General features: G+C 44.3%; 11 protein-coding genes and 3 tRNA genes. 12 read left to right on the forward strand and 2 right to left on the reverse strand.

All coding sequences use genetic code 11. The features are described 5' to 3' along the window. The first annotated feature begins 10 nt into the window (after nucleotides 1–10). From WKT17_RS08280 to WKT17_RS08315, 8 genes are all read left to right on the forward strand, one after another. A tRNA-Glu gene (locus WKT17_RS08280) sits at nucleotides 11–82 on the forward strand. Nucleotides 83–132: 50 nt separating this feature from the next. Then, nucleotides 133–203 (forward strand) — tRNA-Cys (locus WKT17_RS08285). Nucleotides 204–214: 11 nt separating this feature from the next. Next, nucleotides 215–287 (forward strand) — tRNA-Asn (locus WKT17_RS08290). 177 nt (nucleotides 288–464) lie between these two features. Next, entirely contained in the window at nucleotides 465–848 is a 384-nt protein-coding gene (locus tag WKT17_RS08295; protein ID WP_226853537.1) for a hypothetical protein, read from the forward strand. A gap of 130 nt (nucleotides 849–978) precedes the next feature. Further along, entirely contained in the window at nucleotides 979–2,157 is a 1,179-nt protein-coding gene (locus WKT17_RS08300; RefSeq protein ID WP_294541330.1) for a class I SAM-dependent methyltransferase, read from the forward strand. 12 nt (nucleotides 2,158–2,169) lie between these two features. After that, nucleotides 2,170–4,629 carry a hypothetical protein gene (locus tag WKT17_RS08305; protein WP_294541331.1) on the forward strand — a complete coding sequence of 820 codons (2,460 nt, stop codon included), beginning with the start codon at nucleotides 2,170–2,172 and terminating at the stop codon, nucleotides 4,627–4,629. Between the two features lie 20 nt (nucleotides 4,630–4,649). Further along, the gene (locus WKT17_RS08310; protein ID WP_173748873.1) at nucleotides 4,650–5,765 is read left to right on the forward strand and encodes an aminopeptidase; all 1,116 of its coding nucleotides are present in this window, start codon (nucleotides 4,650–4,652) and stop codon (nucleotides 5,763–5,765) included. After that, nucleotides 5,762–7,075, forward strand: coding sequence for a winged helix-turn-helix domain-containing protein (locus WKT17_RS08315; protein ID WP_340272373.1), 1,314 nt, complete (start codon nucleotides 5,762–5,764; stop codon nucleotides 7,073–7,075). The genes WKT17_RS08310 and WKT17_RS08315 overlap by 4 nt, the downstream gene beginning before the upstream one ends. Nucleotides 7,076–7,148: 73 nt before the next feature. Here WKT17_RS08315 and WKT17_RS08320 read toward each other — a convergent pair whose 3' ends face one another. Together WKT17_RS08320 and WKT17_RS08325 are read right to left on the reverse strand one after the other, a co-directional pair. Further along, the gene (locus WKT17_RS08320) at nucleotides 7,149–8,369 is read right to left on the reverse strand and encodes a YfcC family protein (protein ID WP_294541334.1); all 1,221 of its coding nucleotides are present in this window, start codon (nucleotides 8,367–8,369) and stop codon (nucleotides 7,149–7,151) included. A 16-nt stretch (nucleotides 8,370–8,385) separates the two neighbouring features. Next, on the reverse strand, nucleotides 8,386–9,576 hold the full coding sequence (locus WKT17_RS08325) for an amidohydrolase (protein ID WP_294541335.1): 1,191 nt from the start codon (nucleotides 9,574–9,576) through the stop codon (nucleotides 8,386–8,388). Nucleotides 9,577–9,996: 420 nt separating this feature from the next. Between WKT17_RS08325 and asnS the strand changes: the two genes are divergently transcribed. The 4 genes from asnS (at nucleotide 9,997) to WKT17_RS08345 (ending at nucleotide 14,984) form a co-directional block, all read left to right on the forward strand. Further along, nucleotides 9,997–11,388 carry an asparagine--tRNA ligase gene (asnS, locus tag WKT17_RS08330; RefSeq protein WP_173748877.1) on the forward strand — a complete coding sequence of 464 codons (1,392 nt, stop codon included), beginning with the start codon at nucleotides 9,997–9,999 and terminating at the stop codon, nucleotides 11,386–11,388. Nucleotides 11,389–11,400: 12 nt separating this feature from the next. Beyond that, nucleotides 11,401–12,459: a metallophosphoesterase family protein gene (locus tag WKT17_RS08335; RefSeq protein WP_173748878.1), complete on the forward strand. Its 1,059-nt coding sequence runs from the start codon at nucleotides 11,401–11,403 to the stop codon at nucleotides 12,457–12,459. Beyond that, a complete protein-coding gene (locus WKT17_RS08340) occupies nucleotides 12,456–13,982 on the forward strand; it encodes an AAA family ATPase (RefSeq protein WP_291681915.1) in 1,527 nt (508 codons plus the stop codon). The genes WKT17_RS08335 and WKT17_RS08340 overlap by 4 nt, the downstream gene beginning before the upstream one ends. 102 nt (nucleotides 13,983–14,084) lie before the next feature. Further along, nucleotides 14,085–14,984, forward strand: coding sequence for a DUF2935 domain-containing protein (locus WKT17_RS08345; RefSeq protein ID WP_173748880.1), 900 nt, complete (start codon nucleotides 14,085–14,087; stop codon nucleotides 14,982–14,984). Nucleotides 14,985–15,048: the final 64 nt, after the last annotated feature.

The raw sequence follows: 15,048 nt of genomic DNA on the forward strand, positions 1-15,048 counted from the left end.
GATAACATTTGGCTCCTTGGTCAAGCGGTTAAGACATCGCCCTTTCACGGCGGTAACACGGGTTCGATTCCCGTAGGAGTCATTTAAAAATACTTGCATATTTTATAAATATGTAAGTATAATATAGTATATGGCGCCATAGCCAAGTGGTAAGGCAAAGGTCTGCAACACCTCTATCACCAGTTCAAATCTGGTTGGCGCCTCTTTTTTATATTCCTCCTTAGCTCAGTCGGTAGAGCATGCGGCTGTTAACCGCAGTGTCGTTGGTTCGAGTCCAACAGGGGGAGTTTTTTGTATTTTAAAATCTGCATAGATGTTTGATATAGATGAGGTTTTTGAGAGGCGGTTCCTGATTGGTCGCTTCTTTTTTTGTATGTTAGTTATGGTAGGTTGTCTATTTTTTCACGCAAACATCAGTAAGGGAATATACTAATAAGAACAAAAAACCAAAGGAAAGCAGTCATATGGCATCGATGGAGCATAGAAAGGCATTTTATCGCACAGAGGGAAAACATTACCGACAGGAAGCGGAGGCAGAAAAGGAGAAGTCCCTGATTTATTCCTATTATCCTAAGGAAACGGTTCTGGCTCAGGCGTTTGTAGAAGATGCATGCGACAGACTGGACTATGAGGGCAGCTTTATCTATGATGAATATCCGGATAAGTGGCAGATAGAGAGAACCTGCCGGGAAATCTGCAGGCAGATGGAAGGCGCAGGAGAACTGGAAGCAATGGAAAGCAGGGGAAAGAGGCAGGAGGGATTCTGGGAGACCCTGACGGGGACTTTGCTGTGCCAGGAAATTTACCGAAGAAGGTGCAGAAGAAATCGCTGCAGAAAACTTTGGTGAAAAAGAGAAAAGAAGTTCTCCAAAACTGTTCTTTTTGGGGTTGCGGATTTCCGCTAAAACTTTTACAATAGTAGTGAATTGCAGGAACTTTAAGAGAATAAGGGGAAATAGAAAAATACAGGGGAAAATTATGACAGATTTAAGAGACTTTTTGAATAAATATGTGAATGTAAATCTCAGACGAGTGATTGTCAGTAATGCCAGAAAAAAAGACGGCATTTCCAAGATACAGGTGCGTCCGATACAGATGAAAAACGGAATTTTTTATCAGGTAACAAGGACGTTAGGGCCTAAAGAAATTCACGAAAATTATGAAAAAGAGGCGTTGGTATCTTATTTATGCTGCCAGATGACAGAAAATTTCCGGCAGCTCCAGCTTGAATCCAGGACTGTACAGGGAACGGTTCTGGTAAGTAAAAAGGGAAGTATGAGAATTACAGTGAAAGAACAAAAAGGGAAGAAGGCCCAGGAGTATCCGCCTATGCTTTCACACAACAGGACGAAGAATTATGTACTGAAAGAGGGAATTCCCGTGCCCTGGCTTTTGGACCTTGGGGTTATGAGCCAGGAGGGAAAGGTGAAAAATTCCAGATATGACAAATTTAAACAGTTAAACCGTTTTCTGGAGTTTATTGAGGATATTCTGCCAAAGCTTCCAAAAGACAGAGAAGTGGAAATTCTGGATTTCGGGTGCGGAAAGTCGTATCTTACGTTTGCAATGTATTACTATTTGAAAGAATTGAAACATTATGATATCCGTGTGACAGGACTGGATTTGAAAGCAGACGTTATCGAAAAATGCGAAGCACTTGCCAGAAAGTACGGTTATGAGAAGCTGCATTTTCAGCAGGGAGACATTGCGTCCTATGAAGACATGCAGAAAGTAGATATGGTGGTTACGCTTCATGCCTGTGATACAGCTACGGATTATGCGCTGGCAAAAGCAGTGCAATGGGGTGCAGCCGTGATTCTTTCTGTACCCTGCTGTCAGCATGAATTAAATGGGCAGATCGATAATGAGATGTTGGCGCCCATTTTGGAATATGGAATTTTAAAAGAGCGTTTTGCAGCGATTCTCACAGATGGCCTGCGGGCACAGATGCTGCAGAGTGCAGGATATGATACACAGATTCTGGAGTTTATTGATATAGAACATACACCGAAGAATCTTTTGATTCGTGCGGTAAAAAATGAGAAAGTAAGAAATGAAAGTACGAAAAAACAGCAAAGGAAGGCATGGGAGAAGTGTATAGAAGAAGTTCATGCAGTGCCTACGCTCCAGAAGCTGTTGTTTGAAACCATAGATTAGGAAGGATTTTAGATGAAAAAACGAATAGCGAGAATTCTGGTACTGATACTTGTTTTTTTATTAGGCGTAGCTGGATTCAGTGGACTGATGAATAGTCAGAACACAGACAATAAGACAGACCTGCAGACAGCAGTCATTCCCTGTATGGCCATGAAAATCGGAAATACGGAGGTAAACCGCATGTACGGATATGCCCAGGATATGGACGAGTCTTATATGAGAGATACGCTGACCCCTGTGGGAACAGATAAAACACTGGCCGTAAGCATTACCCCGTATGGGAGAAAAATCGAAAGTCTGGTGTATGAAATCAGGACTGCAGATGGAAGTAAGGTTGTGGAAAACAATAAGATTAAAAACTTTCAGGAAGAAGCAGACGGAAAACTTACTGCGGAGTTTACTTTGCAGAAATCCATTCTGATGAATCAGGAATACTCTCTGAGTTTTACCTTAAATACAGAGGCCGGAAGCTGGACTTATTATACAAGGCTGATTCAGAGAGCAGGGCTTAGTACGGATAAATATATCGACTTTGTCAACAGTTTTTATACCAAGTCCCTGATGCAGGAGGACAACGGAGATTTGCGGACCTATCTGGAAACGGACAGCAGTATCTCCAACAATAGTTTTAACGATTTGGATATTCATGCCAGCCTGGAAATGGTGACCTGGGGGTCTTTGGCTCCGGAACTGAGCAGACCGGGTATTCCCTCCATTAAGGAAATCAATGAAAATACGGGAAGCGTTTCTATTACCTATTATATTACTGCTGAAAATGAAAACGGCGAAGTGGAGCGGTATCAGGTGGATGAGTTTTACCGTATGCGGTATGACCAGACGAGAGTGCGTCTTCTGGATTTCCAACGCTCGGCCAAAGAAGTGCTGACTACGGAACAGAATATTGTATCAGAAGGTCAGCTGAATCTTGGAGTTACCGGAAAAGATATTCAGTATCTGTCTGACAGCGCAGGGAAAATTGTGGCATTTGTGCAGCAGGGAGATTTGTGGTCTTACAATCTGGAAACCAATAAACTCACCAGGGTATTCAGTTTTCGGGATGTAGGAAGCAATGATGAGCGCAATGACTATTCACAGCATGATATTGATTTGGTTCGGGTCAGCAAGAACGGAGATATTGATTTTGTGCTTTATGGGTATATGAATCGTGGAGAGCACGAGGGCTGTGTAGGAACAGCTGTTTATCACTATTCATCTGAACAGAATGTGATTGAGGAAAAATTTTTCCTGTCTTCCTCAAAATCTTTTGAATTTTTGCAGCAGGAAATTCAGGATTTTTCTTATATCAGCAAAGACGGACATTTTTATGTGCTGTTAGGCGGACAGTTGTATGACATTCAGATGGAAGATAAGAGTTATACTGTGATGCAGAAGGATATTGATAAAGAATGTTTCAAAGTTTCAGAAAATCAGCGGTATGCGGCCTGGATGGAAGGTATGGATAAGAATAATACGACGGTCATTACGCTTCTGGATATGGAGAAAAATATGAAACAGGAGATAAAAGCAGAGGACGGTACGAAAATACGGCTGTTTGGCTTTATTAACAATGATGTCGTTTATGGTGTGGCAAAAGATGGCGACATTAAGCAGAACAGTGCAGGAGAAACGGATTTTGCCATGACGGAAATTCGTATTCAGAATTCAAAAGGAGAGGTTAAGAAAACTTATCAGCAGGACGGATATTATATTATGGACGTTATCTTCCAGGACAACCTTCTGGAACTGGAGAGAGCCCAGAAGCAGGGAGATACCTATCAGAAGGTCAGTAACGGACAGATTTTGAATAATGTGAAGGACAAGCAGGATGAAACCTTTTCTGTGGTAATGCTGTCTACTGTACGTCAGGCCGCTGTTATGGGACTGCAGTTCACAGGCGGCAGCAGCCAGGAACCGTTGATTATGGAAGCAAAATTTACAGAACTTTCCGAAGATGATGTGCTGGATATGAAAAATGAGACGAAGGTCGGGGAAGAATATTATGTGTATGCCATGGGAAAACTATGGGGGATTTACGAAAGTGCTGCAGAGGCAGTAAAAGCGGCGGATGAGCAGGCTGGTGTGGTATTGAACAGCAGTCAGCAGTACCTCTGGGAGAGAAGCAATACAGCGGCAAAAGCCAGCATTGCTCTGGAGGATATTCCGGATGCGGTGAAGAACGCGCCCCTTGATGTCAGTCAGCTAAAGGACGACTTAAAAGGAGAAGGAACGGTTGTGAATCTCACAGGATGTACGCTGGAGCAGGTTTTATATGAAGTTGGCGTACAGCGTCCGGTCATTGTAAAGAGTAAGGACGGACAGGCGCGGGTGATTGTAGGATTTGACAGTTATAATACCACGCTGTATAATCCACAGACCCAGGAGACTGAACTTATGGGACTGCAGGACAGTACCAAGGCTTTTGAAGAAAACGGAAATGTATTTATCTGTTATGTAGAAAATATTGGAGAATAATTGCAGAAAGGAAAAAAACTATGGACGAAAGAATTAAAAAACTGGCAAAGGTGCTGGTACATCATTCCTGCCGTGTGCAGCAGGGGGAAAAGGTATACATCAATTATACCGGGTATGAAACCACAGCTTTGGCAAGACAGATTATCAAGGAGGTTTATGAGGCAGGAGGCCTGCCTTTCCCTCACTTTATTGACCCGCAGGTGGACAGAGAAATGCTGCTGCACTGCACAAAAGAACAGTTAGAACTTATGGCTGAAATTGACGGAAAAGAGATGGCGGAAATGGATTGCTATATCGGTATCCGGGGAGGGGCAAATGTCTCTGAAAAAGCAGATGTTCCGGCAGAGAAGATGAATCTTTTCGAGCAGTATTACAGCACTCCGGTGCACGGGGATATCCGTGTGCCAAAGACAAAATGGGTAGTGCTCAGATACCCAAACGCTTCTATGGCTCAGCTCTCCAATACCAGCCAGGAAGCTTTTGAAGATTTCTATTTTGATGTGTGTACACTGGATTACAATAAGATGGCAAAAGCCATGGAATCTCTTGTAAAATACATGGAAAAAACGGATAAAGTGCGCATTACGGCTCCGGGAACGGATTTGACTTTCTCCATTAAAGATGTGCCTGTTATTCCCTGCAGCGGCGAGTGCAATATCCCGGACGGAGAAGTATTTACAGCCCCGGTGAGAAACTCTATCAATGGTACGCTGTGCTATAATACACCGTCTGCATTCCAGGGATTTACTTATGAGAACATCTGTCTGGAATTTAAAGATGGTAAAATTGTGAAGGCTACGGCAAATGATACAGAGAGAATCAATAAAGTATTTGATATTGACGAAGGGGCAAGATATGTAGGCGAATTTGCTATTGGGGTGAATCCCTATGTGCTGCACCCAATGAAGGATACACTTTTCGATGAGAAAATCCAGGGTTCTATCCACATTACACCGGGAAGATGTTACGATGAGGCGCCCAACGGAAACGATTCTGCCATTCACTGGGATTTGGTGCTGATACAGAGACCGGAATACGGCGGCGGCGAGATTTATTTTGATGATGTGCTGGTGAGAAAAGACGGCAGATTTGTAGTACCGGAACTGGAAGGACTGAATCCGGAGAATTTGAAATGAAAATTGCCTTATTGCTGAAAGAACATTACAGGGAACACGCTGTACAGTGGCAGAAGAGTCTTTTGCCAAAAGTGCAGACTGAATTTGTTTCCTACAGCACCTTTGAGGAATTGGAGGCATGTTTCTACGAATTAAAAGACCGGGTGGACGGAATTTATGTCAGTGGAATCATGCCTTACCATGCGCTTGAACTTCTTATATCCGAGGAAGACCAGGTGTGTCTGGCTTATTCTCCTATAGATATGGAAAACACTTACCGGATTTTGCTGCAGAAAATGGTGGAATCCGGAGTGCACAGCCTTTCCAGAATCGGAATGGATTTTCTGAGAGGAAATGCAGATTTGGAAAATCTTATTCGTACAGAGAAATTTTCCCAGGCCGTGCATGAATACGAAAAGAAATGGGAAAAAATGAAAACTGTGGAAGAGATTGACGAAGAAGAACAGGCTATCTGCCAATACTATAGAGAACAGTGCCGTAAGAACCGGTTTGATATGGTGATTACTTACTTTCATTCTGTGGCAGAAAGCTTACAGGAATTTGATGTAGAGTGTTTCTATGTATATCCCAGTGTACAGGCTTTCTTGCAGATTATGGAAGGGTTGCAGAAAAATATTTCTTTAAAGTCTATGAAAAAGAAAATACCGGCCGTGATATACATTGATTTGGATGAGGCAGACAGGAAAAGCCCGGATATCCGAAAGGCTATGGAACAATTCAATAAAAAGCATTTGAATCAGATGATGCTAAAGGAAAACTACGCAGGTCTGGAATATATTACCGATTATGCATTTCTGCGAAAAATCACAGAGGGATTTTCAAAATGCAGAATTGGCGCCTGGCTGCAGGAGCAGATAGGTTTTACGGGGGCCGTAGGATATGGATTCGGAAATAATTTGTCTCAGGCCAGACTAAATGCCATAGACGCGTCTCATTACGGGAGAAACATCAAGGGAAATGGCTGCGCCAGTGTGTTAATTGACGGGGAAGAAAACCTGATTGTTTTGAAAAAGGGCAGTACAGAACAGCCCATTAATGTTTCAGAAGGGTATATCAGTGAAATTGCCAATCGGGTAAAGTTGTCTTCTGAGACGATTCTGAAGGTTATCGGCGTTATGCAAACGTATGGAACAGCAGAAATCACATCACAGGAACTCATGGATGCCCTGCATATTTCTCTTCGGACGGCCAATAAGTTTCTTTCTAATCTGGAAAAAAACGGATATGCCCAAGTGGCGGGCTTGAAAAGAAGCGGAAACAAAGGGCGGCCTGTAAATGTATACCGGATTTTAATGAATTATGAAAATTAAAAATGCCGCATGCAGTGCATAGGGAGAGAATACAGAAATCCTTCCTATGGACGGCATGCGGCTTTTTATTGCCTTACCAAATGCAGGTTGCAATGGCGATTAAAACTCCCTGGGTTACAAGCAGTATGAGGAAAAGGGGAACAATAAATTTCCACCATTTATCCATTTTTACCCCGGCGATACCACACATAATCGGTGTCATGGCAGTTGGCCAGATAATATTGGAGAGACCGTCACCAAACTGGAATGCCAGGACTGCTACCTGTCTGGAAATACCGCATAAGTCGGCCAGAGGGGCCATAATCGGCATACTGGTTACTGCCTGTCCGGAATCGGCAAAGCTGCGGGCCACCTTTTTTGCAATGATATTGGGACCCCATCCCATAATAAGGGAACTGATAATTCCCATAATAAGGAAAACACCGCTCAAGTCTTCAAAGTACCAGCCTTTCATCTTTGTACCCCAGACAATAACGGCAATGCCTGCAGCCAGAACGCCCAGAACCAGTTTCTCCCGGATACCGAAGGGGTGCTTTTCGATTTCTTCCGGATTCATGGTCAGATGGTCAAAACTATCACCATGCACAAGACTTTTGGCAGGGTCTGCCTGGACTTTCAGCGCATATCGTATGGTAAAGGCAGAAGCTACGACAATCATGGTCAGATGACAGACGAGACGGAAAGGAATTCCAGACATCTGCGGAAGTCCGGCAATACTCTGAGCCATACCTACGGTAAAAGGATTCATCACAGCGCCGCTGTATCCCAGACCGGTTCCAAGAGCTACAATGGCCAGACCTACCACAGCGTCATATCCCAGGGCAATGGCAATTCCCACAAAAATCGGAATAAAAGGAAAGGCTTCTTCAAATACGCCAATAGTGGAAGAAGCACAGCCCAGCACCAGAATGAAAATCGGAATAATGACAGCACGGGTTTTTCCTTTTAATACTTTCAAAAGTCCTGCCACCAGTCCGTTGAAAGCGCCGGTGGAGATAATCAATCCAATGGCAGCGTAGGCAATAAAGACGAAGAAAATAACGTCAGCGCCATTTAACATACCATTGTAAATCGCTTTTATAGCGTCAAAGAGTCCAACAGGGGAAGACTCTACGGTATGATACGTTCCTGGCACTACTACTTCGGTGCCTGCTTCATTTACTGCGCGTTCAAATTCTCCGGCCGGGAGAAGCCAGGTAGCGATAGCGCATACAAGAATAATGGCAGAGAGCAGAACAAAAATATGGGGCAGTTCAAATTTTTTCTTTTGCTTTGTTTCAGAATTTTTCTTCATAGCATAACCTCCGTTTCTACTTTTCCGTTTTTTTCTTTAATTCCTGTTTCCAGACTTCCTGTATGTTTTCCCGGAAGTTCTGATCTTCAAATACCTTCAGCACCAGTGCAGAGAGGATTTCGGCGCCGTTTGCCAGAGCTTCGTAAGCGGGAGGCTTTTGGGTAGCTTCCCGGAAAGCAGAAGTGTGCAGGGCCAGATTTTCCTCTGCGATAGAGAGCAGAGGCTGGATGGAAGGACAGTGATAGCTGACATTGCCCATATCGGAGGAACCGGTAGCCGGCTGAACGGGACCGGAGCACAGACCGAATTCTTTAAAATAATCGATGACCGTATCTTCCAGAAGGGGGATACGAACCATATCGTAGAAATCGGAAAGTCCAAAGCTTAAAGAAACTGTGCAGTCCAGCGCCATAGCTGCGGCATTGGCACATTTTTTTATCATTTCGTCCACTTCCTCCAGACGGGACAGAGAAGCGGTACGGAATTCCATACGGATTTTGGCATAATCGGGGATGATATTAGGGGCCTTACCTCCGTCTAAAATGACGGCATTCACATGAACATCGGGGGTAAAACATTCCCTTCGGGCGTCAATCAGGTCTAAAAACTTTCTGGCAGCAGCCAGAGCGCTCTTTCCGCGCCAGGGTGCGGCTACGGCATGAGAGGTTTCACCGTGAAATTCTGCAACATAGCAGCGCAGGCTGAGAACGTCCATGTTGGGAAGGGAAGTACCGCCTGCCCAACTGTGCATCATAACGGCCAGAGCCATGTTATCAAAGATACCCTGAGAAGCCATGCCGATTTTTGCGCCGTTTTCCTCTTCAGCAGGGGTTCCAATCACATACAGTTTGCCGCGAAACTGGTCTTTCAACTCCATGAGAGACATGCCTGTAAGAACAGAAAGCGCGCCGTGCAGGTTGTGTCCGCAGCCGTGTTCGATTTCCGGCAGAGCGTCATATTCCGTTAAGAGGGCCACAGACGGACCGTCTCCATTGTCCAGACAGGCGCAAAAGGCAGTATCATATCCGGCATAAGGGCAGGTGACGTCAAAACCGGACTGTGCAAGGAGTTCTGCGATTTTGCGGCTGGATTCATATTCTTCATAGGACAGTTCCGGGTGTCTGGCTAAAGATTCGCTTAAGGACCGGGCTTCGGGCAAATGCTGCAAGACAGCAGACCGGATTTGTTGTTTTCGTGTTGTTTCCATAAAAATCCCCTTTCTCTGAATAATAAAATACCGAATTGCGAGTGCGCTTTGCTAAAGCATGAAATATTTAAAGCATACTTAAAGCATTGCATGGGTCGATGGTAGCATATGTGCATAGAAAAAACAAGCTATAATATTTACAATTGTTGAAAATAACGGTAAATATAAAAAAGATATGTGGATATTGTATTAAAAGTAGTAAGAAGAGGAAAAATGTCATAAAAATTGTATGAAAAATCAAAAAAGAGAAGAGAAAAATAAGACGGTACAGAGAAGAAAAACAGGATATGGGATACAGGAGGTTTGCTATGGACGAAAATATCCAAGTTTAGCCTTGCACACAGCAAAACAATGGGATATACTGTAAAGAAGTCCATTGAAATATCAGACAGATGACCATATGGGAAGGAGATAGAGCTAATGCAGTTAACAACAGTAAAAGAGATTTACAAAAGTACAGAGCAGTATCTGGACAAGGAAGTGACCGTGGGCGGCTGGGTCAGAAGTGTTCGTGATTCCAAGACCTTTGGCTTCATTGTCCTTCATGACGGAAGTTTTTTTGAAACTCTGCAGGTGGTATACCATGATACCATGAGCAATTTCCAGGAGATTTCCAAATTAAACGTAGGTGCAGCCATTGTGGTAAAAGGAACTTTGGTAGCTACACCTCAGGCTAAACAGCCGTTTGAAATTCAGGCAACAGAAATCAGTGTGGAGGGGGATTCTGCAGCTGATTACCCGCTTCAGAAGAAACGCCATTCCATGGAATATCTGAGAACGATTTCTCATCTGCGTCCCAGAACCAATACATTCCAGGCCGTGTTCCGTGTGCGTTCCCTGATTGCCTTTGCCATTCATCAGTTCTTCCAGGAGAGAGGATTTGTCTATGTACACACTCCTCTGATTACAGGAAGTGACTGCGAAGGGGCCGGAGAAATGTTCCAGGTTACCACCATGGATTTAAATGATATTCCGAAGACCGAAGACGGAAAAGTAGATTTCTCTCAGGATTTCTTCCGCAAACCTACCAACCTCACGGTAAGCGGTCAGTTAAACGGGGAAACTTATGCACAGGCTTTCCGCAACATTTATACTTTCGGACCGACTTTCCGTGCAGAAAACTCCAATACTACACGCCATGCGGCAGAGTTCTGGATGATTGAGCCGGAAATGGCTTTTGCAGATTTAGACGATAACATGGCGCTGGCTGAGGATATGCTGAAATACGTTATCCGCTATGTACTGGAAAACGCACCGGAAGAAATGAACTTCTTCAATTCCTTTATTGACAAGGGACTTCTGGACAGACTGAACCATGTGTTAAACTCTGAATTTGGCCATGTAACTTATACAGAAGCCATTGAAATTCTGGAAAAAGCAAACGATAAGTTTGATTACAAAGTATACTGGGGCTGTGATTTACAGACTGAGCATGAGAGATATCTGACCGAGCAGGTATACAAACGTCCTGTTTTCGTTACCGATTATCCAAAGGAGATTAAGGCTTTCTACATGAAGCTGAACGAAGACGGAAAGACGGTTGCGGCTATGGACTGTCTGGTTCCGGGAATCGGAGAAATTATCGGCGGAAGCCAGAGAGAGGATTCCTACGAAAAACTTTGTGCGAGAATGGATGAACTGGGACTGAACAAGGAGGACTATGACTTTTACTTAGACCTTCGTAAATACGGTTCCACCCGCCATTCCGGATATGGATTGGGATTTGAAAGATGCGTGATGTATCTCACCGGTATGCAGAACATCCGTGACGTCATTCCATTCCCAAGAACTGTAAATAACTGTGAATTATAAAAAAGGAGTATTATGAAATTTTTCCATATAGCAGATGTGCATCTGGGGGCAGAGCCGGACAAAGGGTATGGCTGGAGTGCGGACAGAAGCCGGGAAATCTGGGAAAGTTTTCGATACGCAGTGCAGCAGGCCGGCAGAGAACATGCCGGTCTGTTTCTCGTTGCAGGAGATTTATTCCACAGGCAGCCCCTGGCAGGAGAACTGAAAGAAGTGAATGCCCTTTTTGCGTCCATACCGGACACAAAAGTAGTGCTGATTGCGGGAAATCATGACTATATCAAGGGAAAACCCATGAAAGAGAGAATCCAGTGGGCGCCTAATGTATTCTGGCTGGAAAATGAAGAAATGGAAGTTGTAGAATTTGCCGACCTCGGTGTGCGGGTTTATGGTTTCAGCTATCACAGCCGGGAAATTCGGGAGCCCCGCTATGAGCAGTTAAGGCCGAAAGATAATGTTTGCAAAAACATTCTTCTGGCACATGGCGGAGACGAAAAACATGTTCCCATCAGCCGCGATACCTTTCTGGGAACAAAATTCGATTATGTGGCTTTGGGGCACATTCACAAACCGCAGATATTGGAAAAAGACCGGGCAGTCTACGCAGGTTCTTTGGAACCGTTGGATAAAAATGAAACAGGTCCTCACGGATATATGAAGGGAGAACTGACTTCCCAGGGGACCTCCATTACCTTTGTACCCTGTGCCCGCCGGGAATACAAGCGAATCAAGATACAGGTAAAAGAGCAGACTACCCAGTTTTCTCTGGAAGACACTCTGGAAAAAGCCATACAGGAACGGGGAGTGCAGCACTTGTACTGCGTGACTTTAGAAGGAAACAGGGCTTTCGGAACGGAATTTCTTCCGGACAGGCTGTATCCGTTGGGAAATGTGCGGGAAATTCAGGATAATACCCGTCTGGCTTATTCTGTAGATACATTAAAGGAAAAATACAAGGGCAGCATACTGGAAACTTATATCCGGCTTCTGGAAGAAGAAGATACAGAAGAATGGAAAAAGGCATTGGGTTACGGTGTGGAAGCACTTTTGGAATCCGGGGAGGAAATGCCATGATTTTAAATAAATTGCTGCTGAAAAGTTTTGGGAAATTTCAAAACCGGGAAATTGTTCTGAAGGAAGGTATCAATGTTGTGTATGGAGAGAATGAAAGCGGAAAATCCACCATGCATACCTTTCTTCGTGCCATGTTCTTTGGTTTGCGCAGAATGAGGGGGAAGGCTTCCCGGACAGACACTTACACCCGTTATAAACCATGGGGAGAGAACGCCCGGTATGAGGGGATTCTCTGGTTTACCTGCGGAGAGAAACGATTTCGGCTGGAGAGAGATTTTTCTGTACCCCAGTCCCCGGCAACACTTTTCTGCGAGACGGATGGGGAACTTTTGTCTGTTGCAGATGGGGATTTGGATATGCTGCTGGGCAATATATCAGAGACAGTGTTTCAAAACACGGTGTTTGTTCCCCAGGCAAAAAGCCGGACCGAGGAAGGCTTATATACGGAACTCAGAGACTATCTGGCAGATTTTCAGGGAACCGGAGATATCCGTTTTAACCTGGAAGGCGCAGAGGAAATTTTAAAAGGCAGGAAAAAGTTCTGGGAACAGAAGGAAAAAGAAGAACAGCAAAAGAAAGAACAGGAAGAAACCAGAATCCGCTATAAAATACAACATGAGCAGGCGGAAATGGAAAATCTGGAAGAGAATCTGAAAAGTCTGGAAAAAAACAGCGGTATGTTAAAGGGACAGACGGCAAAATTGGAGAGAGCGGAGCGAGAAGCAGAAAAGCAGAAAAAAAGCAGCAGGAGATTTCAGACAATCTGGCGAATTTGGACGGTTTTTCTGGCTGTAATTGCCATGCTGGGAATTGGAAACAGGATTTCTTTTGCTGTCATGGCTTTTCTGCTCTGTCTTCTTCTGGCAGCAGGAGCAGGACTCTGGTTTTATGAGAAGCGGCAGACCTTTACGGAAGATGCTGGGAGAGAGGATGCTGAAAATTATGCGCGTATTCGGGAACGGCAAAAAGTTCTTCTGGAAAGTCAGCGGGAGAGAGTAACGAGGCTGGAGAATCTGGAAGAAGAATATCGGGAACTGCGGCGGAACAATGAAGCGCTTCTTCGTATTCGGAAAGAAATCCGAAGCATAACCCTGGCCATGCAGAAACTCCAGGAAGCGGCAAAACGGATGCAGGGATTTACCGGAGGAATTCTGACCCGGAAAATGTCAGAAGCAATCAGCGGCATTACCGGGGGAAAATATAGACAGGTTGTATTGGACAAAAATTTTCAGATTTACCTGGATACGGAGGAAACATGTCTGGAACTTCATCAGGTCAGCTATGGGACAGCAGAGCAGGTATATCTGTCTCTTCGCATGGCCTGCCGGGAAATTTTATGCCGGGAGGAGGAACTTCCTCTGGTGCTGGACGAGACTTTCGCCATGTACGATCGTAGACGCCTTTTAGAAACCTTGAAATATATCAGTCAACGAAATTCTCAAGTGATTCTTTTTAGCTGTAATAAAAGGGAAATAGAGATTTTGGAAGAGGCCGGGATACCGTTTCATTGTATAGAACTTTAATACGTATTACATGGGGCTTCAGAACATAAGGTGAATATTCCCAAACCACAGTTCTCAGCATATACTATAAAAACATTGTGAATGCATAAGGGATGCAGAGAAATGAAAGAGTATGTATCCACATCATTGGAAACCCATTTGTTTTTTGGAAGAATTATGAAAGAACACGCGCTGTTTCTTCTGGCTGCTTTTCCGGCAGGAGAAACGGAATATAAAAGCAAAGCAGACTGCTTCCGCGAACAATTTGAAAAAGTACTGGAGCAGACCGTACGCCTGGCAGACGGAATGGTAAGCGAAGAGGTTTTAGATTCCGGGGAAGTGTTCACGGAATTTACGGAAATGGCAGAGCGGCAGACCAGGAAACTGACTCAGATTCCCATTGATATCCGTATTACCCAGGCAGAAAAGAAACTGCGGGCAGGCTGCGGAAACTGTCCGGACAGGAGAATGACACAGCAGATACAGTGTTTGAACCGGAAAGTTCTTCATCTGTTAAATGGTTTGATTGCGTTTAAAAAGAAAATATTGCAGGAGGTTCTTGCTTGTAATCTGTATACGGCAAATTATCCGCTGCTCATTGAACATATTATCCGGGAGGCAAAATTATACCGGCAGACCATTACAGCGCTGGAACAAAAGGGGTGTATGATGTCCCAGGATTTAAAAGCTGCAGAGCAATTTTGGAATCAGATTATGATGGAGCATGCGTTGTTTATCCGCGGGCTGCTTGACCCCACAGAATGTGAACTGATAGAAAAGGCAGATGCTTTTGCCGGGGATTACTGCAGTCTGCTGGAAATGGCAAGAAAGCAGGATTGCCGGACTGTGGTTCAACTGACGGGAAAAACACTGGAAACAACGGAGAAGTACCGTGATTTTAAAGCAGCAGGTGCAAAAGGAATTACGGGCTGTAGTATACGTTCCGTAATCCTTCCTCTGTTGGCAGACCATGTCCTTCGGGAAGCAAATCATTATCTCCGTATTCTGGAAGAAGAGGGGTAAAAGAGGGCAGGTAACTCCCTATTGTTCCTATGTTCTTTTTGTGCTACAATCAAACCACAAAAGA

Origin of the sequence: Blautia sp. HCN-20427 (genome assembly GCF_037890365.1) — a bacterium.
Lineage (GTDB): Bacteria > Bacillota > Clostridia > Lachnospirales > Lachnospiraceae > Blautia.

Bases quoted from the DNA above. Each gene is read 5' to 3' on its own strand.
- WKT17_RS08325 (WP_294541335.1), bottom strand. From the start codon at position 9,576: ATGGAAACAACACGAAAACAACAAATCCGGTCTGCTGTCTTGCAGCAT.
- WKT17_RS08300 (WP_294541330.1), top strand. From the start codon at position 979: ATGACAGATTTAAGAGACTTTTTGAATAAATATGTGAATGTAAATCTC.
- WKT17_RS08340 (WP_291681915.1), top strand. From the start codon at position 12,456: ATGATTTTAAATAAATTGCTGCTGAAAAGTTTTGGGAAATTTCAAAAC.
- WKT17_RS08310 (WP_173748873.1), top strand. From the start codon at position 4,650: ATGGACGAAAGAATTAAAAAACTGGCAAAGGTGCTGGTACATCATTCC.
- WKT17_RS08295 (WP_226853537.1), top strand. From the start codon at position 465: ATGGCATCGATGGAGCATAGAAAGGCATTTTATCGCACAGAGGGAAAA.
- asnS (WP_173748877.1), top strand. From the start codon at position 9,997: ATGCAGTTAACAACAGTAAAAGAGATTTACAAAAGTACAGAGCAGTAT.
- WKT17_RS08315 (WP_340272373.1), top strand. From the start codon at position 5,762: ATGAAAATTGCCTTATTGCTGAAAGAACATTACAGGGAACACGCTGTA.
- WKT17_RS08320 (WP_294541334.1), bottom strand. From the start codon at position 8,369: ATGAAGAAAAATTCTGAAACAAAGCAAAAGAAAAAATTTGAACTGCCC.
- WKT17_RS08305 (WP_294541331.1), top strand. From the start codon at position 2,170: ATGAAAAAACGAATAGCGAGAATTCTGGTACTGATACTTGTTTTTTTA.
- WKT17_RS08345 (WP_173748880.1), top strand. From the start codon at position 14,085: ATGAAAGAGTATGTATCCACATCATTGGAAACCCATTTGTTTTTTGGA.
- WKT17_RS08335 (WP_173748878.1), top strand. From the start codon at position 11,401: ATGAAATTTTTCCATATAGCAGATGTGCATCTGGGGGCAGAGCCGGAC.